Raw genomic sequence first — 19112 nt, forward strand, 5'->3', positions numbered from 1 at the left:
CCGGACGTCCGGTGCGGGCCCTTCGGCGTACGGGCGGGGTGGCGCGGCCGCGAAGGCCTCAGAACGAGGGCGCGCCCTGCGGCTGCTGCGGGATGCCCAGAGCGGCCGTGTACTGCGAGAGCACCAGCTTGCCGATCGCCGGGTAGGCCCCCAGGGGCTCGGCCGCGGCGCATCCGGCCTCCTTCGAGGCCTCGTCGAGCAGACCGTCGGCCAGTTCCGGGCCGATCAGGTACGGGGCGAGGGCCAGCTGCTCCGAGCCGGCGGCGCGCAGCTGCCGGGCGATCGAGGCGATCGAACCCTCCTGGTCGAGCGCGGCGGCCATGACCGGGACGGCGAGGCGCGCGGCGAGCAGCATGCCGGTGATCCCCGCGGCCTGCACGGCCTCCTCGCCGCCGACCGTGGCCAGGATGATGCCGTCGGCGGCCGTGGCGACCGTGAAGAGCCGGGCGCGGTCGGCACGGGCCAGGCCCGCCTCCGAGAGACGCACGTGCAGGGCCTCGGCGAGCAGCGGGTGCGGGCCGAGGACATCGGTCAGCTCGGCGGTGTTGCCCGCGTCCATCACGGCCTGGCGCACCTGGCGCGTCTGGGCGCTGTCGGGGCCCGCGAGCAGCGGCACGACGACCGCGGCGGGGCCCGTCGGGGCGCTGACCTCGCGGCCGGCGGCCACGGCCAGCTCGTACCGCTGGGTGCGCAGCGAGTCGGCGGCCGTGAGCATCGTCGCCAGCGAGGGGTACTCGGTGTCGTCACCGTCCAGGAAGCCGATCAGGGCCTCCAGGCCGGGCAGCTCGGAGCGGGCGATGCTCACGACCTCTTCGGCCAGCGATCGTATGGCGGCGGACGGCACGCCGGGCACAGCGAGAACCAGTGCGGGAGCGCCCTCGGGCGCCGCCGCGGGTTCGGGGCGACGGTGCCGCCCGGACTGACGGGGTCGAGGCATTCGTACAGGCAGGCCGGAAGCAGGCCCAGTGGGGGAGCTCATGGCGCCGCATGCTACTGGTTTCGCCCGGACCGCCGTCGGTTGAGGTGCGATCATGCGCCTTGTGCCCCCGTATGTCCGCCTTGGTCGAGGTCCGGCCCCCGCCACCGCCTCCCACCTGCGCGGATGCCTGCGTGCCTATGACGCCGAGGCTCCGAACAGCCGCAGCAGCGAAGGATCCTCCGGCAGCCGCAGCGTGCCGGTGGCGAGTGCCGCGGCGAGCGCGACCGCTCCGGCCGCCGGATCCCCCGCCGGGTCCACGGTCCGGGCACACGGGATCCGCTCGGCGAGCCCGGCGCGCAGCGGTACGAGCAGCCCGTCGCCCATCCTGAACAGGCCTCCGGTCAGGGCCACGAGGGCCCCGGGGCCGGTGGGGCAGGCCGCCTCGGCGGCGTCGGCGATGTGGCCTGCCGCACGCGCCAGGATGTCCGCCGCCACCGGGTCCGCCGGGGCGCACCGCCCCACCTCGGGGGCGAACGAGGCGAGCACCGCGGGCCGGTCCGTACGCGGGTAGAGCGCGCCCGGCAGCCCGGGCGCCGGCCCGAACATCTCCTCGGCGCGGGCCAGGAGCGCCGCGGAGCCGCCACGCCGCCCGTCGTACGCGCGCATCGCCGCTTCCAGGCCCGCCCGGCCGATCCACGCGCCGCTGCCGCAGTCGCCGAGGAGATGCCCCCAGCCGTCGGCCCGCCGCCAGGACGTGAGGTCCGTGCCGAGGGCGATCATGCCCGTCCCGCCCGCGACGACCACGCCCGGCCGCTGTCCGAGCGCCCCGGCGTACGCGGTGACGGCGTCGGCCGCGAGCGCGAGCCGCCTCGCACCCCACGCCTCGGCGAAGGCGCCCGGCAGCTCGGCCCGCAGCTCGTTCCCGAGCGTCGCCATCCCCGCCGCCCCGACGGCCGCGGCGACGACCGGCCGTCCACCGTGGGGCGCCGTCAGGGCCCGGACGGCGGGCAGGACCTGGGTGAGGAGATGCCGGGCGGAGATCCCGCCGGGACCGGTCGGCACCGGCTCGTCGGAGACATGACGGCCGAGGACGAGACCGCTCGCCGCCTCGGCCAGATGCACCCTGAGCCCCGATCCTCCGGAGTCGACACCGACGACCAGGCCGTCGCGGGAGCCGGGGGACTCGTTCACGGAAACCACGGTGCACCGTCCTCGCTGGGTGGGGCGGGGGAGTGGGCGGAGTCTAGGAGGTCGGCCGGGGAGCCGGTCGGGTCGGGGTGTCACTGTAGGCCGGTAGAGTGACGGACCGTGACAGCGCGACCGTTGAAGGAACTGGTGGAGCCCGGCTGGGCGGAGGCCCTGGGCCCCGTCGCCGGGCGGGTGGCCGAGATGGGCGACTTCCTGCGTGCGGAGATCGCCGCGGGCAGGACGTACCTGCCGGCCGGGCAGCACGTGCTGCGGGTCTTCCAGCAACCGTTCGACGAGGTGCGGGTCCTGATCGTGGGTCAGGACCCGTACCCCACGCCGGGGATGGCGATCGGGCTGAGCTTCGCGGTGGCGCCGGAGGTCCGCTCGCTGCCGGGGAGTCTGGAGAACATCTTCCGGGAGCTGCACACCGATCTCGGGATGCCGAGGCCCTCCAACGGCGACCTGACCCCGTGGAGCCAGCAGGGCGTCCTGCTGCTCAACAGGGCGCTGACCACGGCCCCGCGCAAGCCCGCCGCCCACCGCGGCAAGGGCTGGGAAGAGGTGACCGAGCAGGCCATCCGCGCCCTGGCCGCCCGGGGCAAGCCGCTGGTGTCGATCCTCTGGGGCCGCGACGCCCGCAACGCCCGCCCGCTTCTCGGCGACCTGCCGGCGATCGAGTCCGCGCACCCCTCCCCGATGTCGGCCGACCGCGGCTTCTTCGGCTCCCGCCCCTTCAGCCGCGCCAACGAACTGCTCCTGGAGCAGGGCGCCCAGCCGGTGGACTGGCGCCTGCCCTGAGGGCGGGGGACAGGCGCCGAGCGTCCGGGCACCCGCGCCGTCGTCAGATCACCGCCGCCCGGACGCACAGCACGTCCGGCAGGTGCCCCGCGAGGAGCTGCCAGCTGTCCCCGTCGTCCGCGCTCGCGTACACCTCGCCGTTGCGGTTGCCGAAGTACACGCCCGCCGGGTCCGCGTCGTCCGTGCACAGCGCGTCCCGGAGCACCGTGCCGTAGTGGTCGCTCCCGGGCAGCCCCTTCGTCAGCGGCTCCCAGGTGGCTCCGGCGTCGCTCGTGCGGTAGACCCGGCACCGGCGGCCGGCCGGGACCCGGTCGGAGTCCGCGGTGATGGGGAAGACGTAGGCGGTGTCCGGCCGGTGGGGGTGTGCGGCGACCGCGAAGCCGAAGTCCGAGGGCAGTCCGGTGCCGATGTCGGACCAGCTGGCGCCCGCGTCGTCGCTGCGGAACACGCCCCAGTGGTTCTGGAGGTAGAGCCGGTCCAGGTTGCCCGCGTCCTGGGCGATCTTGTGGACGCACTGCCCGAACTCGGGGTCGGGGTCCGGCAGGAACACCGCCGACACCCCGTGGTTGGAGGGCTCCCAGGCGGCCCCGCCGTCCCGCGAGCGGAACACCCCGGCGGTGGACACCGCGACCGTCAGGGCCTCCGGGTCGCGCCGGTCGGTCACCACGGTGTGCACGGCCTCGCCGCCCCCGCCCGGCACCCACTGGGAGCGGGTCGGGTGCTCCCACAGGGGACGGACGAGCTCGAAGGACTCCCCGCCGTCCGCCGATCTGAAGAGCGCCGCCGGCTCCGTCCCGGCGTACACGACGCCGGGGGAGTGCTCCGGCGCCGGGTGCAGCTGCCAGACGCGCTCCAGGGAGGCCCCGGTGTCCTCGGGGAACTTCACGGCGGGCCGCGCGGGCTCGGTCCAGGTCCTGCCGAGGTCGTCGGAGTGGAAGACCGACGGCCCCCAGTGGGCGCTGTCGCCGCCCACGAGCAGCCGTGGGCTCGCTCCCCGCTTGTCGATGGCCACCGAGTAGACGGCCTGCGCGGGGAAGGCCGGATCGTCGAACTCCCAGCGGCCGTCGTGCCTGCGGCCGATGAAGAGTCCCTTGCGGGTGCCTACGGTGAGGAGTACGTCGGGCATGGATGCCACCTCAGGACGCCGTTGTCGCGGATACGGGCCAGTCTGCACCCGCCCACTGACAACGGCCCCCGGACACTCCCGCACCGGCGCCCGGAGCGCGGCCGGCCGGGATGACGCCTGGCGTCCGGAGCGCGACGGCCCGGCATCCGGAGCGCGGCGAGCCGGGGCCGCGTTCCGGCGTCCGGTGCCGCACCCCGGCAACCGGAGCACGGCGTCCCGAGCGCGGGCGTCAGATCGCCCAGGCGTACGGGGCCGGGGCCTCGGGCTTCGAGGCGCCGAGGTCGCGGGCGGCGCGGCGGGCCCAGGAGGCGTCGCGCAGCAGCTCGCGGCCGAGGAGGACCGCGTCGGCCTCGCCGTTGGCGACGATCTTCTCGGCCTGTCCGCTCTCGGTGATCAGACCGACGGCCGCCACCGGCAGTCCGGTCTCCGCCTTGACACGGGCCGCGAAGGGCACCTGGTAGCCGGGACCCACCGGGATCCGGGCGGGCCCGCCGTTACCGCCGCTGGAGACGTCGAGGAGGTCGACACCGTGCTCGCGGAGGAGTGCGGCGAACCGTACGGTCTCGTCGACCGTCCAGCCCTGCTCCTCCAGCCAGTCGGTGGCCGAGACGCGGAAGAAGACGGGGAGTTCCTCGGGCCACACGGACCGCACGGCGTCGACGACCTCCAGGGCGAGGCGGGTCCGGTTCTCGAAGGAGCCGCCGTACGCGTCCGTGCGGTGGTTGCTGTGCGGGGAGAGGAACTCGCCGATGAGGTAGCCGTGGGCGCCGTGGATCTCGACGACCTGGAAGCCGGCGTCGAGCGCGCGGCGGGCCGAGGCGGCGAACTGGCCGGTGATCTCCTGGATCCGCTCGACGGTCAGCTCGGTCGGCACCGGGTAGCCCTCGGCGAACTCGACGGGGCTGGGCGCGACGGGCTGCCAGCCGGGGCCGCCCTCGGGGACGGGGCCGCGGCCCTCCCACGGCGGCTGGGTCGAGGCCTTCCGGCCGGCGTGCCCGATCTGGATGCCGGGCACCGTTCCGTGCTCCGTGAGGAAGGCGGCGATGCGGCGCAGGCTCTCGGTCTGGGTGTCGTTCCAGAGGCCGAGGTCCGCCGGGCTGATCCGGCCCTCGGGGGCGACGGCGGTCGCCTCGACGAGGATGAGTCCGGTGCCGCCGGTGGCCCGGGATGCGTAGTGGGCGAAGTGCCAGTCGTTGGCGACACCCGCGTTCGGTCCGGTCATCTCGGCCGAGTACTGGCACATGGGCGCCATCCAGACCCGGTTGGGAACGGTGACGGACCGCAGGGTGTAGGGCTCGAACAGGGCGACGCTCATGACGGACTCCGTTTCGGGGTGCCTCGAAGGACGCTAGTACGATAACCCTCGTAGTACGGCGTCTGTCAAACTACGAGGATCCTCGTACTACTCGTACACTGGGCCGTACCCCGGATGAAGTGGAGCCGCCGTCATGACGACCGCCCCCAGCCCTCGCGCCCTCGACCACCCCGCGCGCGACCAGATCCGTCTGGAGGCGGTGCTGCACGCGCTCTCGGACCCGGTGCGGCTGCGCATCGTGCGGGACATGGCGCGCGAGGGCGCCGAGCTGAGCTGCTCGTACTTCGACCTCCCGGTGACCAAGTCCACGACGACGCACCACTTCCGGGTGCTGCGCGAGAGCGGCGTCATCCAGCAGGTGTACCGCGGCACGGCGAAGCTCAACGCCCTGCGCGGGGACGACCTCGACGCCCTCTTCCCCGGCCTCCTCGACACCGTCCTCTCGGCCGCCGCCGCCCAGGCCGCCCGCGTGGGCGGGACGCTGCCCGTGGACGCCTGAGGGGCGCTTGCGGCACGCGGCCCTCGGGGACCTACAGCGACCGCATCCTGTTGATCTCCGAGGTCTGCTGGGCGATCACGTCGTTCGCCATCTCCTCCACGAGGACGTTGTTGCCCTCGCTCAGCACCTCGGCGGCCATCGTCACCGCCCCCTCGTGGTGCGTGATCATCAGCTTCAGGAACAGCGCGTCGAAGGCCTCGCCCCTGGCCTTCCCCAGCTCCTCCAGCTGCTCCGCGGTCGCCATGCCCGGCATCGAGTGATGGTCGTGACCGGGCTGCTCACGCGGTCCGCCGTTGTTCTTCAGCCAGCCCTCCATCGCGCCGATCTCCGGCTGCTGCGCCGCCGCGATCCGCTCGGCCACCTTCCTCACCTGCGTCGATCCCGCCCGCTGGGGGGCCAGCGCCGTCATGGTCAGGGCCTGCCTGTGGTGCACGATCATCATCTGCGCGTAGCGGAAGTCCGCGCTGTTCGGGCTCTCGTCCGGGAGGAGCCGGGCGGCCTCCTCGGGGGATATCCGCCGGGCCGGCTCACCGGGCTTCCCCGGAGCCACCACCGAGTTCCCGGCCGGGGCCCCGGCCTCCGGCGCGCCCTTGTCCGACCCCGGCCCGCAGGCGGCCAGGGCGAGTACGGCGACGGCGGACAGGGTCACGGCGACGACGGCACGCTGACGGCGGATCAACAACGCGACCTCCAGATGTTCTTGCGGGGACAGTGACCGTTCCTAGCACTTTTCGCGGGGCCTTCGAACAAAAACCTTGATTACATCTGTGTTGCCATCTGTTGAGATGTGCACGGCAAGGAAGATACTGCCGGGGTCCAACACCCGTTCAACGCCGAACGGATACCAGGGAGGACGGAGTGACTTCGTTGCGTACCCCGCGTACCACGTCCATCACGCGCGACCCGCGTGCACGGCTCAGACGCCTGGGCGTGGCATCCGCCGCGGCCGGACTGCTCGCCACACTGCTCGCGACCGGCCCCGCGGCCGCCACCCCCGACCCCGGAGACGCCCCCGTACAGGGCAAGGTCTCCGCGGAGCAGGCGGCGGACGCGCGCTCCGCCATCCAGAGCGGCGAGATACCCGGCGTGGACGAGATCGTCCACAGCTCGAACATCGAGCACCTCGCGAACATCCCCAAGGACGCCCTCAAGGGCACCAACTCGGACCTGGCCTTCCAGGGCCGGTACGCCTTCGCCGGCAACTACGACGGCTTCCGGATCTTCGACATCAGCGACCCGAAGGCCCCCAAGACCGTCGCCCAGGTCCTCTGCCCCGGCTCCCAGAACGACATCTCCGTCTCCGGGGACCTGCTGTTCCTCTCGACGGACTCCTCCCGGAGCGACGACAGCTGCGCCAGCACCTCGCAGCCCGCCACGGTCAAGGAATCCTGGGAGGGCATGAAGATCTTCGACATCAGCGACGTCGCCGACCCGAAGTACGTCGCCTCCGTCGAGACCGCCTGCGGCTCGCACACCCACACGCTGGTGCCGGAGCGCAAGGACGTCTACGTCTACGTCTCCTCGTACTCGCCCAACGCCGCGTTCCCGGACTGCCAGCCCCCGCACGACGGCATCTCGGTCATCAAGGTGCCCCGCAAGGCGCCCGAGAAGGCCGCGATCGTCAGTTTCCCCGTCCTCTTCCCGGGCGAGGGCCCGGACGGCGGCGGCAACCCCGGCGGCCCCACCAACCCGGGCGTCTCCAAGACCACCGGCTGCCACGACATCACCGTGCTGCCCGAGAAGGACCTCGCGGCCGGCGCCTGCATGGGTGACGGCATCCTCTTCGACATCAAGGACCCCGAGCACCCCCGGGTGATCGACCAGGTCCAGGACAACGTCAACTTCGCGTTCTGGCACTCCGCGACCTTCAACCAGAAGACGAACAAGGTCGTCTTCACCGACGAGCTCGGCGGCGGCGGCGCGGCCACCTGCAACGCGGCGGTCGGCCCGAACCGGGGTGCCAACGGCATCTACGACATCGTCGGCAAGGGCAAGCACCGCGAACTCGTCTTCCGCAGCTACTTCAAGATCCCGCGCCACCAGGCCGACACCGAGAACTGTGTCGCCCACAACGGCTCGCTGATCCCGGTCAAGGGCAAGGACCTCATGGTCCAGGCCTGGTACCAGGGCGGCGTCTCCGTCTGGGACTTCACCGACTCGGCCAAGCCCAAGGAGATCGCCTACTTCGAGCGCGGCCCCGTGTCCGCCACCACCATCTCCACCGGTGGCTCCTGGTCCGCGTACTACTACAACGGCTACATCTACTCGAACGACATCGCCAAGGGCTTCGACGTCCTGAAGCTCTCCGACCGTCGCACCGACCCCGCGAAGCGCATCCGGATGGACGAGCTCAACGTCCAGACCCAGCCGGACTACTTCGACTTCGACGACTGATCGGCGCCCTGAGGGCCGGCTGACGGCCTGAACGCCGGCGTGCCGTCGGGCGGACCCCCGTCCGGCGGCACGCCCGCCTCCCAGTCGAGGCCGTACCGGTGGAACAGCTCCGACCGCAGCCGCGCCAGCGGCATCCTGGCGCCCGGCAGCAGCACCGCCACCACCGCACCCATCAGCAGGGCGCGCAGCAGCGGATAATCCGTGTCCACGTCGTCGGAGCCGTACCGGGTGACCGTGTCCCGCAGCAGGAACGCCAGCCGCTGCTGCTCCTCGCACTGCACGAACCCCTCGGCCTGCAGGATGCCCGCCATATGGGTCCGCATCAGGGTGGGCCGCTCCGCCGCGAGCCCCAGGACCGCGTCGATCGCGCGGGCCAGCCGCTCGCGGCCGTCCTCCGTGCGCGGCTCGCGCTCCAGTGCCTCCGCCAGGGTGAGGTGCATCAGACGGTGCACCGCCGCCTGCAGGAGCTGCCGCTTGCCCGGGAAGTAGTACGAGATCAGCCCCCGCGCCGTACCCGCCCGCTCCGCGATGTCGCCGAGCGTGGTCGCCTCGTAGCCGCGTGTGTCGACCAGCTCCACCGTGGCCCGCAGAATGCGCTCGCGCGATCTGCGTCGAAGCTCTTCATTGACCGATGGGCTACGCGGGGACATGCTGGACTCCTGCGTTGACTGGCTGTCGGCCAATATACTCGGCGCATCCCGTCGGCATGCCCGTGTGGCATACCGCCGGGGATGCCGTCTGTTCTGGGCGACACGGGGGATCGTCCAGAACAGGCGGCTTCATCGTGTGTCTCCCATTCTGCTCCCGCCGTTCTCCCCGGGACAGGGGTCCGCGGCGGCCCCGCGCCGCTCGCTCCGGCGGTACGTCAGGACCGCGACGGCCACACAGCACCAGCCGAGGAGCCAGCCGGCGAGAACGTCCGAGAACCAGTGCACGCCCAGGTAGACCCGCGTCCAGCCCACGCCGAGCACCGACCCGAGCGCGACGCCCGCGAGGACGCCCCAGCCGCGCCATTCGGGCCTCCAGCGCAGCGCGAGCACCCAGAGCAGCAGCCCGCAGGTGACCGTGGCCGCCATCGCGTGCCCGGACGGGAAGGCGGCGAACCGCGCCGAGTCCACCGGATCCACCCACTGCGGCCGCTCCCGGCCCACCAGCGCCTTCAGTCCCTGCTGGAGCGCCAGGGCCAGCAGGCTGGTCGCCGCCACCCACAGGGCCGTGCGCCGCTCGCCCCACCACCACAGCATGACGACGGTCGCCGCGGCGAGGGCGCGCATCGTCACCGGGTCCCAGACCCAGTCGCTGAGGACGCGGTGGACTCTGGTGAGTCCGGGATGGGCGAGGGCTTCGCGGTGGAGCGACTCGGCGACGGACCGGTCGAAGGAGAGCAGTGGCGTCCACCCCACCGCGACCAGGACGAGCAGCAGGAGGGCCAGGACACCGGAGATCATGGCGGAGGAGCGCATATCCCGATCCTGCCCGACGAACGGCTTCGCATGATCCTCCCCGCGCCACGCGTCCTGCCGGCGCGCTCGGCAAGGGCTCCTACTCCAGCGCGCTGAGGGCCGGGACGAGGGCGACGAGTACGGGGACCACCGGCGCCAGGGCCGCGGCGGCGGTGAGCCGGAGGCGGCGCCCCGCCGTGAGCCGGGGCGCGGCGGCGAGCAGGCGGTTCACCCGCCGGGGAAGGTCCGCGTACGGGGCGGAGCCGGGGCCGAAGACGCCCCGGTCCTCGTTCAGTTCGACCAGCGCGAGGGCGATCGTCAGGCGTCCGAACCGGCGCGAGGCGACGTCGTCGGCGGCCAGCTCCACGAGCCGGTGCATCTCCGCGCGGAAGCCCGCGAAGACCGGGATCCCCGGGAACCCGGCGGCCAGCGCCGCCGAGCAGTGCAGCAGCCAGTCGTGCCGGGCGCGCGCGTGGCCCTGCTCGTGTGCCAGGACCGCGTCCAGCTGACGGCCCTTCAGGCGGCGCAGCGCCGCCGTGGTGATGACCAGCTGGGGCGTGGTCCCCGCGAGCCACGATGCGTGCGCCCGCTCGCCCTCCAGGACCACGAGACGCTCGGTGCCGGGCGGTTCCCCCGGCAGCAGGGGGGCGCGGACGAGCAGCTCGCGGCGGCGCCGGCGGCGCCGGGCGCGTGCCTGGCCGATCTCCCGGCCCAGCATCGCCCCGGACCAGACCCCGCCGGCCGCGAGGACCACCGCGAGGACCGCGGACCAGGGCCCGGTCGTCCCGAGCTCGTACGCGTCGACCACCGCGCGCGGTGCGGGCGCGAAGAGGTGCCCCCGTACGGCCTGCCAGGCGGTCGAGGCGCTGAACGTCATGGACAGCGCGAAGCTCAGCAGCACGGCGGCGACCGCGCACTGCCACACCCAGAGGGCCACCACGGGCTCGCGCTCCACCCAGTCCGCCCGCGCCAGCAGTCGGGGGGCCGCGAGCGCGGTCAGGACGCCGAGCAGGAGCAGCGCGAGGGAGACCCACATGGGCGTCAGCCTATGAGTGCGGTACGGGTCGGGGGTATGGCCCGGGACGGCAAGTGACGTACGCCACGGTGTGGTTGACCGGCCGCCTCACAGGGTCACGAGCATGGCCAGCATGGCGAGCGCCATCGCGAGTCGGCAGACGAGGGCCAGCTCCGGCCGGGTCGTCCAGGCCTGCCCGGGGCCGCCCGTGACGGCGCCCGCTGTCACCGGCACCAGTCCCGCGCCCGCGTGCAGCACGTACGCCATGTAGTAGAGGAGCAGTCCGCCCGTGAGGACGGGTATGCCGCCCGCGGCGCCGACCGTGTGCCCCGTGTGCGCCCCCGTGGCGGGCGCCGCCATCGCGACCGCCATGTAGACCATGGCGAGCGAGCCGACCAGATGGTGCAGATGGTGACCGCCGCGCCGGAGCGCGGGCAGGCCGTGCAGGGTCACGCCGCCGAACACCGCCGCGTACACCGCCCAGCTCCATCCCGGCGGTGTGAGCGCCGCCGCGGGCATCGCCATGGACGCCATCCCGAACCCCATCAGCGCCTCGCCGCCCGCCGCCCGCCGCTCCTCCCCGGCGCAGACGCGCATCCGCACCAGGCAGTACACGCCTGTCGCGGCGCACAGCGCGACCATCAGCCACCCGGACAGGGCCGGTCCGTGCACGGCACACCTCCCCCTCGACGCCGTCCCTTCTCCGGAGCCTTTCCCGCCGCCACCCGGACCCACGCGGGCGCACGGACGCGCACAGGCGTACGCAGGGGAGCGAACGGCGCGCGCGTTAGGCTCGGGCCGATCGCGTACGGCGATCGTCAGCGCCCGAGGGGAGCCCCGTTCACATGGACACCGCCACGTCCCGCCCGGACACCGCCACGCCGCACGGGAACGGCGGGATCAGCTACCGCGATGCGGTCCTGGACGACGTCCCGGCCCTCGTCCCGCTCGTCGAGTCGGCCTACCGCGGTGACGCCGGCCGGGGCGGCTGGACCACCGAGGCGGACATCCTCCAGGGCCAGCGCACCGACCCCGACGGCGTGGCGGCCGTGATCACCGCCCCGGACAGCCGGCTGATGGTCGTCGAGCGCGAGGGCGAGATAGTCGCCTGCTGCCAGCTGGAGCACCGGGGAGAGGCGTCCTACTTCGGGATGTTCGCGGTCCGCCCCGAGCTGCAGGGCGCGGGCCTGGGCAGGCAGATCATCGCGGAGGCCGAGCGCCGGGTGCGTGAGCTCTGGGACGCGCGTGAGATGCACATGACGGTGATCTCCATACGGGAGGAGCTCATCGCCTGGTACGAGCGTCGCGGCTACCGGCGTACCGGCCGGATGTCGCCCTTTCCGTACGGCGACGAGCGCTTCGGTGTGCCCCGGCGCGACGATCTGGAGTTCGAGCTGCTGGTGAAGCCGTTGACCTGACCGTGCGGCGGAAGGGTGGCCTCGGCCCGGTCGGACAGGAAAAACTTCCGTCGACAGGGGGGTCGCACAGGATAATTTCTCTTGCTCCCCTTGTGGTGGAGATCCGTCGATGGTTACGGTGTCTTGACGCCAGGTTCTCCTGTGGAGGAAGAGGAATGACGGAAATTCTTGTGCAGGACGTGACCAGCGAGGGGATATCCCTCGACGCCCGGGTGATCGACCACCCCGCCTGGCCCGAACTCAAGGATGCCGTGGAGGAGATCCGCGCCTGGCAGAGCACGGACGGCTCCATCGACTTCGAGGCCGAGGGCGCACCCGCCCGCTCCCTCGTCGAGCTGACGCTCGACCGCGTCACCGCGGCGGTCGAGCAGCTCTCCCCGCTCGTCCCGCACGACGGCGCCTACCACCGCGCCCTCGTCGCCGACCTGCGCAAGTGGTCCGAGAGCGGCTTCGCCGTCCCGGACTTCCTGGACTCGCTGCTCGCCTTCCAGCCGGCCGCCGACCGCGTCGACGGGCTCCAGCACCTCGTGCTCTTCCCGATGTACACGCAGAACGGCAACCCGCACCGCAACCTCGAAGCCGTCGTGCTCCGCATGGTGTGGCCGGAGTGGCTCGCCGAGCTGGAAGCGACCCGCTACGACAACCCGCTCTTCTGCGGCATCACCTTCGAGGACTTCACCGCCGGGTACGACACCCACTCGGCCGTCCTGTTCCCGGAGACCATCGCCGTCCGTGAGGCCCCCGAGCGCTTCACCTGGGGCGGCATCTTCTGCGACCGCGAGGCCGCGCGCTTCCGCAAGGTCACCGAGGCCGCCGTCGACACGCTGGGCCTCCGGCTGCCCGCCGACATCGCCGCGATGATCGACGACCAGGAGCGCTGCGAGAAGGCCTTCGTGCTCTGGGACATGGTCCACGACCGCACCCACAGCCACGGCGACCTGCCCTTCGACCCCTTCATGATCAAGCAGCGCCAGCCCTTCTGGATGTACGGCCTGGAGGAGCTCCGCTGCGACCTCACCGCCTTCAAGGAGGCCGTGAAGCTGGAGGCCGAGGGCAACGCGCACGGCCGGGACGTGCAGTACGCGGTCCTCTTCGACCGGATGTTCCGCTTCCCGCTCTCCGGCGACCGCAACCGCAACTACGACGGTCTCGGCGGCCAGCTCCTCTTCGCGTACCTGCACAAGCACGACGTGGTGCGCTGGACGGACAACACCCTGAAGATCGACTGGCAGCGGGCCCCCGAGGTCACCAACCAGCTCTGCGCCGAGATCGAGACCCTCTACCGCGACGGCATCGACCGCCCCAAGCTCGTCCACTGGTTCAAGGCGTACGAGCTCGTCTCCACCTACCTCGCCCCCCACCCGGGATCGAAGTGGGCCAAGGGTCCCGACGCCCTCGACCTGTCGCTGCCGCCGCGCAAGCTCGTCGACGACGTGCTTCCGGACGAGTTTCCGCTCAGCATGTTCTTCGAGGCCCTCGCCAAGAAGCTGAAGGGCGTGATCGCCGACACCAAGGGCATCACCGCCGCCGACGTCCCGCGGACCGAGCGGGCCGCGGCGTGAGCGCTCGTACCGAGGACACGGAGGAGGCGTCGCCCATGAACGCCAACGGAAACGGCGGGTCGCTCGAAGGCGCCGTCATCGCTGTCGCGGGCGCGGCGGGCCCCGCGGGCCGGGCCGCCCTGCTGCGGCTCGCCGAGGCCGGCGCGACCGTCGTAGGCTCCGACGCGGACCCGACCCGGCTCGCGGAGGCCGTCGACGCCGCCCGCTACGCACACGGCGGGGCCACCGTCATCGGCGACACGGTCGACCTGCTCGACCTTGACGCCACGCGCGACTGGGCCGCGAAGACCGAGAAGGAGTTCGGCCGGATCGACGGCCTGGTCCACCTCGTCGGCGGCTGGCGCGGCAGCGGTTCCTTCACGGACACCGACCTCAAGGACTGGGACTTCCTGGAGAAGCTCCTGATCCGTACGGTCCAGCACACCTCGCTCGCCTTCCACGACGGACTGCTGCGCGCCGGCGGACGCGGCCGGTACGCCCTGATCAGCCAGGTCGGCGCGCACAAGCCGCTGGCCAACAACGCCGCCTACAACGCCGGCAAGGCCGCCGCGGAGGCCTGGACCCTCGCCATGGCGGACTCGTTCCGCAAGCTGGGGGGCGACGACGGCCCGCAGGCGGCGGCTGCGATCCTGGTGATCAAGGCATTGGTGCACGACGCCATGCGCGCCGAACGCCCCAACGCGAAGTTCGCGGGCTTCACCGACGTCGGCGATCTCGCCGACGAGATCGCCGGTCTGTGGGACAGGCCCGCCCAGGAAGTGAATGGACAGCGTCTGTGGCTGACCCCCAAGCCGTGACCGCGGCCCTCGGCCCCCGGACCGACGCGCGTCGGCATCACGACCCGTCGGTCCGGGGCTTCGCCAGCGACAACTACGCCGGCGCCCACCCCGAGGTGCTCGCGGCCCTCGCCCTCGCCAACGGCGGCCACCAGGTCGCCTACGGGGAGGACCAGTACACCGAGCACCTCCAGCGCGTCATGCACAGCCACTTCGGCCCCCGAGCCGAGGCCTTCCCGGTCTTCAACGGGACCGGGGCGAACGTGACCGCGCTCCAGGCGCTCACGGACCGCTGGGGCGCCGTCATCTGCGCCGAGTCCGCGCACATCAACGTCGACGAGGGCGGGGCGCCGGAGCGGATGGGCGGCCTCAAGCTGCTCACCGTGCCGACCCCGGACGGCAAGCTCACCCCCGAGCTGATCGACCGGCAGGCCTGGGGCTGGGAGGACGAGCACCGGGCGATGCCCCAGGTCGTCTCGATCACCCAGAACACCGAGCTGGGCACCGTCTACACCGTCGACGAGATCCGCGCGATCGTCGAGCACGCCCACGCCAAGGGCATGAAGGTCCACCTCGACGGGGCCCGGATAGCCAACGCCGCCGCCTCGCTCGACGTGCCGATGCGTGCGTTCACCAACGCGGTGGGCGTCGACGTCCTCTCGTACGGGGGCACGAAGAACGGCATGCTCTTCGGCGAGGCCGTGGTCGTCCTCAACCCGGACGCGGTCAGCCACATGAAGCACCTGCGCAAGCTGTCCATGCAGCTCGCGTCGAAGATGCGCTTCGTGTCGGTGCAGCTGGAGGCCCTCCTCGCGAAGGACCTGTGGCTGCGCAACGCCCGGCACGCCAACGCGATGGCGCAGCGCCTCGCGGCAGGAGTGCGCGAGGTGGACGGCGTCGAGATCCTCTACCCGGTCCAGGCCAACGCGGTCTTCGCGCGTCTGCCGCACGAGGTGAGCAGGCGGCTCCAGGAGCGCTTCCGCTTCTACTTCTGGGACGAGACCGCCGGGGACGTGCGCTGGATGTGCGCCTTCGACACCACGGAGGACGACGTGGACGCCTTCCTCCAGGCCCTGAAGGAAGAACTCGCCCGCTGACCGGGGCTGCATGAATATACGGCCGGACGGAAAGTCATTGACTTCCGTCCGGCCGTTTCCCTACGCTCGCCCCGCATGGAACTCGTTCAGCAGAACCCCGACGTCTCCGCCTATCTGGTTGCGAGCGAGGCCGTCGACCACGAGCACCCGGTGGTCCGCGCCGTGGCGGGTGATCTCTCCGACCGGCATCCCGACGCATACGCATACGCGGCAGCGACCTACACCCACGTACGCGACACGGTCCCGCACTCCATGGACGCGGGCGACCTCCGCGTCACCTGGCGCGCATCCGACGTCCTGGAGCAGCGGACCGGCATCTGCTATGCCAAGTCCATCGCGTACGCCGCGCTGCTGCGCGCCCGGGGCATTCCGGCGGCCCTCTGCTATCAGCGGCTGACCGACGACGGCGGCGCGAACCCCGTGATCCACGGTCTCGTCGCGGTCCTGCTGCCCGGCGAGCGGGACTGGGCCCGGCAGGACGTGCGGGGCAACAAGCCCGGCGTGTGCGCCCGGTTCTCCCTGGGGGAGGAGCGGCTGGCCTGGACCGTACGCCCGGAGTTCAATGAAGTGGATTATCCAGTGCTCTACACTGAACCCCATCCGGCCGTCCTGGGCGCGCTGCGCGCCGCCCCCGACCGGCCGGCCCTCTGGCGGACGCTCCCCACGGAGCTCTGACCCCCGTACACCAGCGAACGGCGGACCATGACCCTCACGCTCACCGTCTCCGACGAGGTGCGCACCCTCGTCCCCGGTTTCACCGCGCTCGTGATCGAGGCCCACGGTCTGGTCAACGGGCCCAGCGACGAGACCAGCGCGGCCCTCCTCGACGAGGCCGCCCGCCGGCTCGCCGAACGCCTCGACGGCCGGTCCCCGGACCAGGACCCGCACATCGCCGCCTGGCGCGCCGCGTACACCGCGTTCGGCGCCAAGCCCTCCCGTACCCGCAACTCGGCCGAGGCGCTGGCCCGCAGGGCCCTCGCGGACGGCGGGCTGCCCCGGATCAACCGGCTCGTCGACGCCTACAACGCGATCAGCGTCGCCCACCTCATCCCGGTCGGCGGCGAGGACCTGGGCAGGATCCAGGGCGCCATGCGCCTGGTCCGGGCCACCGGCGACGAGCCCTTCGTCACCGTGGCGGGCGGTACGGAGACGGTGGAGCACCCCGAACCCGGGGAGATCGTCTGGTGCGACGAGGCGGGGGTCACCTGCCGGCGCTGGAACTGGCGGCAGGGCCCCCGCACCCGGATCGACGACGACACGGTCGACGCGGTCTTCCTGCTCGAATCCCTCGCCCCCATGACCCGGGACGAGCTCCTCGCGGCGGGCGCCGAGCTCGCGGAGTCGCTGGAGAAGCTCAGCCCCGGAGCCCGTATCACCGTCAGGGACCCGGAGTGACGGTTCCTCGCCGGAACCTCACGGCACCGGGGTGGACCGGTACGGCGGGGCGGCCCCGTGCCCGCCCCGGAGCCCGGCCCCGCTCCCGTACGACCGTCAGCCCGCGTCCTTGACCTGGGCCGCCGTCGGCGCCGTGCCCCCGAGGTGCGCGGGCACCCACCAGGTGTCACTCGCGTCCTTGGGGCGCACCGGGTAGGCGCGCTGCGCGGCCTCGAGCAGCTCCTGGACGTGCTCCCGCAGCCGCCGGGTGATGGCACCCGCGTACTGGTCGGCGGGAGCTTCGACGGGCTCGCCGACGCGGATCGTCACCGGGATGTGGCTCCGCCTGAAGTTCCGCGGACGGCCCTTCGTCCACAGCCGCTGGGTGCCCCAGAGCGCCATCGGGATCAGCGGGACGCCCGCCTCCTGCGCCAGGCGCGCCGCACCCGTCTTGAAGCCCTTGAGCGTGAACGACTGGGAGATGGTCGCCTCGGGGAAGACTCCGATGATCTCGCCGGCCCGCAGCGACTCCAGCGCGTGCTGGTAGGCGTGCTCGCCCTGCGCGCGGTCCACGGGGATGTGCTTCATGCCGCGCATGAGCGGGCCCCCGATCTTGTGCCGGAAGACCGACTCCTTCGCCATGAAGCGCACCAGGCGCTTCTGCGGCAGGGTCGCGAGACCGGTGAAGATGAAGTCGAGGTAGCTGATGTGGTTGCTCACGAGCACCGCCCCTCCCGTCCGCGGGATGTGCTCGGAACCCTGGGTGTCGATCTTCAGGTCGAGTGCCTTGAACAGGGTGAGCGCGGCACCGACGACCGGTCGATAGACGAGTTCTGCCATCGGAGAGGAACCTCTTCTTCGTGTGCCAGGGGAGGGTCTCCCCGCGAAGTTACGCGGCCGTAGGTTTTCGGCTTCGGGCAGATCGTGCCCCATGCGGGGCGCCGTGACCAGTCCATGTGGCCTCGTACGGGGAGATTTCCGTCACTCGCGGTGGCCGTGGCGGGAATCGAACGCGCCCGTGCGACGCTGCACCGGACGACGTGTCCACAGGAAGGGGAACAGGGATGACCGAGGTGCTCGGACCCGAGGCGCTCGGCGCCGAGCTGGGGGAGCGGGCCACCCTCGTCCAGTTCTCCACGGCCTTCTGCCAGCCCTGCCGGGCCACCCGCCGCATCCTCGCCGAGGTCGCCGTGATGGTGCCGGGCGTGGGACACGTGGAGATCGACGCCGAGGAACGGCTCGATCTGGTACGCGAACTCGGCATCGCGCGGACCCCCACCGTCCTCGTCCTCGACCGGGCGGGCCGCGTCGTCCGGCGGGCCGCGGGGCAGCCGCGCAAGGCGGACGTCATCGCCGCCCTGGGGCGCGCGGTCTGACGCGGTGACACTTCTCCCACATCCCGGTACCCACTTGACTGCACGCGGCAACGATCGTCACCCTGGCGGAGTGCCCCCAGAACTCCTTCTCCACGGCCGGCCCCATGTGGACCTGGCCCGCGACGCGAGCGCGCGCTGTCCGGGTCTCTGACGACCCCGGGACCTCATCCATGCCGCCCTCGCAGAAGGACAACTCCATGACGGTTTCGCCCGAGCTCCGTGCCGTCCCCACCATCGGCGCCCCCCGGCAGGCCTCTCCCGATCTGCTCCGCTCCGTCTTCCGCCGGCACGCGGCCGGTGTCGCGGTCGTCACCGCGTACGGCGAGCGTCCGGTCGGTTTCACCGCGACCTCGCTCAACTCCGTCGCCGCCGACCCTCCCCTGATCTCCTTCGGGGTCGGCACCTCCTCGTCCAGCTGGCCCGTGCTCGCCGAGACCGGGCACATCGGCGTGCACATACTCGGCGAGCACCAGCAGGAGCTCGCCGCCACCTTCGCGCGCAGCGGCGCCGACCGCTTCGGCCACGGGACGCGCTGGAGCGTCGGACCCGAGGGCGTGCCCGTGCTCGACGGCGTCCTGGCCTGGATGGTCTGCCGTGTGGTGGCCCGGGTGCCCGCGGGGGACCACCGCATCGTGATCGCGCAGGCGGTCGCCGGAGACCCCGACGGCGCGGGCCGGCCGCTCCTCTACCACCACGGGCGCTTCAACGCGCTGCGCGACTGAGAGTTCCCGCTCCCGCCGCTTTCCGCGCGTTGGCCAGATCACATGGCTGAGCGCTTGCTTACTCGTAACGAACTGGGTGTACTGGCGAGTA

21 protein-coding genes are annotated in these 19112 nt (G+C 72.4%); 11 read left to right on the forward strand and 10 right to left on the reverse strand.

The window, feature by feature from the left end:
• Positions 1 to 58: 58 nt before the first annotated feature.
• Both ACFWV2_RS14270 and ACFWV2_RS14275 read right to left on the reverse strand, forming a co-directional pair.
• Entirely contained in the window at positions 59 to 979 is a 921-nt protein-coding gene (locus ACFWV2_RS14270; RefSeq protein ID WP_384405264.1) for a sirohydrochlorin chelatase, read from the reverse strand.
• 135 nt (positions 980 to 1114) lie between these two features.
• Positions 1115 to 2110: an N-acetylglucosamine kinase gene (locus tag ACFWV2_RS14275; protein WP_384405265.1), complete on the reverse strand. Its 996-nt coding sequence runs from the start codon at positions 2108 to 2110 to the stop codon at positions 1115 to 1117.
• 117 nt (positions 2111 to 2227) lie between these two features.
• Between ACFWV2_RS14275 and ACFWV2_RS14280 the strand changes: the two genes are divergently transcribed.
• Positions 2228 to 2905 carry a uracil-DNA glycosylase gene (locus tag ACFWV2_RS14280; RefSeq protein WP_384405266.1) on the forward strand — a complete coding sequence of 226 codons (678 nt, stop codon included), beginning with the start codon at positions 2228 to 2230 and terminating at the stop codon, positions 2903 to 2905.
• A gap of 43 nt (positions 2906 to 2948) precedes the next feature.
• Here ACFWV2_RS14280 and ACFWV2_RS14285 read toward each other — a convergent pair whose 3' ends face one another.
• Both ACFWV2_RS14285 and ACFWV2_RS14290 read right to left on the reverse strand, forming a co-directional pair.
• Positions 2949 to 4031, reverse strand: a complete 1083-nt coding sequence (locus ACFWV2_RS14285; RefSeq protein WP_384405267.1) for a WD40/YVTN/BNR-like repeat-containing protein — start codon at positions 4029 to 4031, stop codon at positions 2949 to 2951.
• A 229-nt stretch (positions 4032 to 4260) separates the two neighbouring features.
• On the reverse strand, positions 4261 to 5346 hold the full coding sequence (locus tag ACFWV2_RS14290) for an NADH:flavin oxidoreductase/NADH oxidase (RefSeq protein WP_384405268.1): 1086 nt from the start codon (positions 5344 to 5346) through the stop codon (positions 4261 to 4263).
• Between the two features lie 133 nt (positions 5347 to 5479).
• Here ACFWV2_RS14290 and ACFWV2_RS14295 point away from each other — a divergent pair, with 133 nt between their 5' ends.
• Entirely contained in the window at positions 5480 to 5845 is a 366-nt protein-coding gene (locus ACFWV2_RS14295) for an ArsR/SmtB family transcription factor (RefSeq protein ID WP_384405269.1), read from the forward strand.
• Positions 5846 to 5876: 31 nt separating this feature from the next.
• Here ACFWV2_RS14295 and ACFWV2_RS14300 read toward each other — a convergent pair whose 3' ends face one another.
• Positions 5877 to 6527 carry a DUF305 domain-containing protein gene (locus ACFWV2_RS14300; protein ID WP_384405270.1) on the reverse strand — a complete coding sequence of 217 codons (651 nt, stop codon included), beginning with the start codon at positions 6525 to 6527 and terminating at the stop codon, positions 5877 to 5879.
• A gap of 176 nt (positions 6528 to 6703) precedes the next feature.
• Between ACFWV2_RS14300 and ACFWV2_RS14305 the strand changes: the two genes are divergently transcribed.
• Positions 6704 to 8239, forward strand: coding sequence for an LVIVD repeat-containing protein (locus ACFWV2_RS14305; RefSeq protein WP_384405271.1), 1536 nt, complete (start codon positions 6704 to 6706; stop codon positions 8237 to 8239).
• Here ACFWV2_RS14305 and ACFWV2_RS14310 read toward each other — a convergent pair.
• The 4 genes from ACFWV2_RS14310 to ACFWV2_RS14325 form a co-directional block, all read right to left on the reverse strand.
• Positions 8218 to 8889: a TetR/AcrR family transcriptional regulator gene (locus ACFWV2_RS14310; protein ID WP_384405272.1), complete on the reverse strand. Its 672-nt coding sequence runs from the start codon at positions 8887 to 8889 to the stop codon at positions 8218 to 8220. The two genes, ACFWV2_RS14305 and ACFWV2_RS14310, sit on opposite strands and share 22 nt — an antisense overlap.
• Positions 8890 to 9018: 129 nt before the next feature.
• Positions 9019 to 9702: a phosphatase PAP2 family protein gene (locus ACFWV2_RS14315; protein WP_384405273.1), complete on the reverse strand. Its 684-nt coding sequence runs from the start codon at positions 9700 to 9702 to the stop codon at positions 9019 to 9021.
• 79 nt (positions 9703 to 9781) lie between these two features.
• Entirely contained in the window at positions 9782 to 10717 is a 936-nt protein-coding gene (locus ACFWV2_RS14320) for a M56 family metallopeptidase (protein WP_384405274.1), read from the reverse strand.
• An 87-nt stretch (positions 10718 to 10804) separates the two neighbouring features.
• Positions 10805 to 11368: a DUF5134 domain-containing protein gene (locus ACFWV2_RS14325; protein ID WP_384405275.1), complete on the reverse strand. Its 564-nt coding sequence runs from the start codon at positions 11366 to 11368 to the stop codon at positions 10805 to 10807.
• Between the two features lie 173 nt (positions 11369 to 11541).
• Between ACFWV2_RS14325 and ACFWV2_RS14330 the strand changes: the two genes are divergently transcribed.
• From ACFWV2_RS14330 to ACFWV2_RS14355, 6 genes are all read left to right on the forward strand, one after another.
• A complete protein-coding gene (locus tag ACFWV2_RS14330; protein ID WP_384405276.1) occupies positions 11542 to 12114 on the forward strand; it encodes a GNAT family N-acetyltransferase in 573 nt (190 codons plus the stop codon).
• 155 nt (positions 12115 to 12269) lie between these two features.
• Positions 12270 to 13676 (forward strand): DUF6421 family protein, encoded by a 1407-nt coding sequence (locus ACFWV2_RS14335; RefSeq protein WP_384405277.1) that lies wholly within the window; start codon positions 12270 to 12272, stop codon positions 13674 to 13676.
• Between the two features lie 35 nt (positions 13677 to 13711).
• Positions 13712 to 14473, forward strand: coding sequence for an SDR family oxidoreductase (locus tag ACFWV2_RS14340; RefSeq protein ID WP_360791161.1), 762 nt, complete (start codon positions 13712 to 13714; stop codon positions 14471 to 14473).
• A complete protein-coding gene (locus ACFWV2_RS14345) occupies positions 14470 to 15549 on the forward strand; it encodes a threonine aldolase family protein (RefSeq protein ID WP_384405341.1) in 1080 nt (359 codons plus the stop codon). The genes ACFWV2_RS14340 and ACFWV2_RS14345 overlap by 4 nt, the downstream gene beginning before the upstream one ends.
• A 75-nt stretch (positions 15550 to 15624) precedes the next feature.
• Positions 15625 to 16224 (forward strand): transglutaminase family protein, encoded by a 600-nt coding sequence (locus ACFWV2_RS14350; protein ID WP_384405278.1) that lies wholly within the window; start codon positions 15625 to 15627, stop codon positions 16222 to 16224.
• Positions 16225 to 16251: 27 nt separating this feature from the next.
• Positions 16252 to 16944 carry a B3/4 domain-containing protein gene (locus tag ACFWV2_RS14355; protein WP_384405279.1) on the forward strand — a complete coding sequence of 231 codons (693 nt, stop codon included), beginning with the start codon at positions 16252 to 16254 and terminating at the stop codon, positions 16942 to 16944.
• Between the two features lie 96 nt (positions 16945 to 17040).
• On the opposite strand, the gene ACFWV2_RS14360 is transcribed toward ACFWV2_RS14355, so the two are convergent.
• Positions 17041 to 17763, reverse strand: a complete 723-nt coding sequence (locus ACFWV2_RS14360; RefSeq protein WP_384405280.1) for a lysophospholipid acyltransferase family protein — start codon at positions 17761 to 17763, stop codon at positions 17041 to 17043.
• A gap of 224 nt (positions 17764 to 17987) precedes the next feature.
• Between ACFWV2_RS14360 and ACFWV2_RS14365 the strand changes: the two genes are divergently transcribed.
• Both ACFWV2_RS14365 and ACFWV2_RS14370 read left to right on the forward strand, forming a co-directional pair.
• Positions 17988 to 18299: a thioredoxin family protein gene (locus ACFWV2_RS14365; protein ID WP_360791149.1), complete on the forward strand. Its 312-nt coding sequence runs from the start codon at positions 17988 to 17990 to the stop codon at positions 18297 to 18299.
• Positions 18300 to 18496: 197 nt separating this feature from the next.
• A complete protein-coding gene (locus ACFWV2_RS14370) occupies positions 18497 to 19021 on the forward strand; it encodes a flavin reductase family protein (protein WP_384405281.1) in 525 nt (174 codons plus the stop codon).
• Positions 19022 to 19112: the final 91 nt, after the last annotated feature.

The organism is Streptomyces sp. NPDC058671 (assembly GCF_042716475.1).
Classification (GTDB): domain Bacteria; phylum Actinomycetota; class Actinomycetes; order Streptomycetales; family Streptomycetaceae; genus Streptomyces.

Coding starts and splice junctions, on each gene's coding strand:
- ACFWV2_RS14290 (WP_384405268.1), bottom strand. CDS start 5,346: ATGAGCGTCGCCCTGTTCGAGCCCTACACCCTGCGGTCCGTCACCGTT.
- ACFWV2_RS14320 (WP_384405274.1), bottom strand. CDS start 10,717: ATGTGGGTCTCCCTCGCGCTGCTCCTGCTCGGCGTCCTGACCGCGCTC.
- ACFWV2_RS14355 (WP_384405279.1), top strand. CDS start 16,252: ATGACCCTCACGCTCACCGTCTCCGACGAGGTGCGCACCCTCGTCCCC.
- ACFWV2_RS14295 (WP_384405269.1), top strand. CDS start 5,480: ATGACGACCGCCCCCAGCCCTCGCGCCCTCGACCACCCCGCGCGCGAC.
- ACFWV2_RS14350 (WP_384405278.1), top strand. CDS start 15,625: ATGGAACTCGTTCAGCAGAACCCCGACGTCTCCGCCTATCTGGTTGCG.
- ACFWV2_RS14330 (WP_384405276.1), top strand. CDS start 11,542: ATGGACACCGCCACGTCCCGCCCGGACACCGCCACGCCGCACGGGAAC.
- ACFWV2_RS14315 (WP_384405273.1), bottom strand. CDS start 9,702: ATGCGCTCCTCCGCCATGATCTCCGGTGTCCTGGCCCTCCTGCTGCTC.
- ACFWV2_RS14360 (WP_384405280.1), bottom strand. CDS start 17,763: ATGGCAGAACTCGTCTATCGACCGGTCGTCGGTGCCGCGCTCACCCTG.
- ACFWV2_RS14370 (WP_384405281.1), top strand. CDS start 18,497: ATGACGGTTTCGCCCGAGCTCCGTGCCGTCCCCACCATCGGCGCCCCC.
- ACFWV2_RS14270 (WP_384405264.1), bottom strand. CDS start 979: ATGAGCTCCCCCACTGGGCCTGCTTCCGGCCTGCCTGTACGAATGCCT.
- ACFWV2_RS14365 (WP_360791149.1), top strand. CDS start 17,988: ATGACCGAGGTGCTCGGACCCGAGGCGCTCGGCGCCGAGCTGGGGGAG.
- ACFWV2_RS14285 (WP_384405267.1), bottom strand. CDS start 4,031: ATGCCCGACGTACTCCTCACCGTAGGCACCCGCAAGGGACTCTTCATC.
- ACFWV2_RS14340 (WP_360791161.1), top strand. CDS start 13,712: ATGAACGCCAACGGAAACGGCGGGTCGCTCGAAGGCGCCGTCATCGCT.
- ACFWV2_RS14335 (WP_384405277.1), top strand. CDS start 12,270: ATGACGGAAATTCTTGTGCAGGACGTGACCAGCGAGGGGATATCCCTC.
- ACFWV2_RS14310 (WP_384405272.1), bottom strand. CDS start 8,889: ATGTCCCCGCGTAGCCCATCGGTCAATGAAGAGCTTCGACGCAGATCG.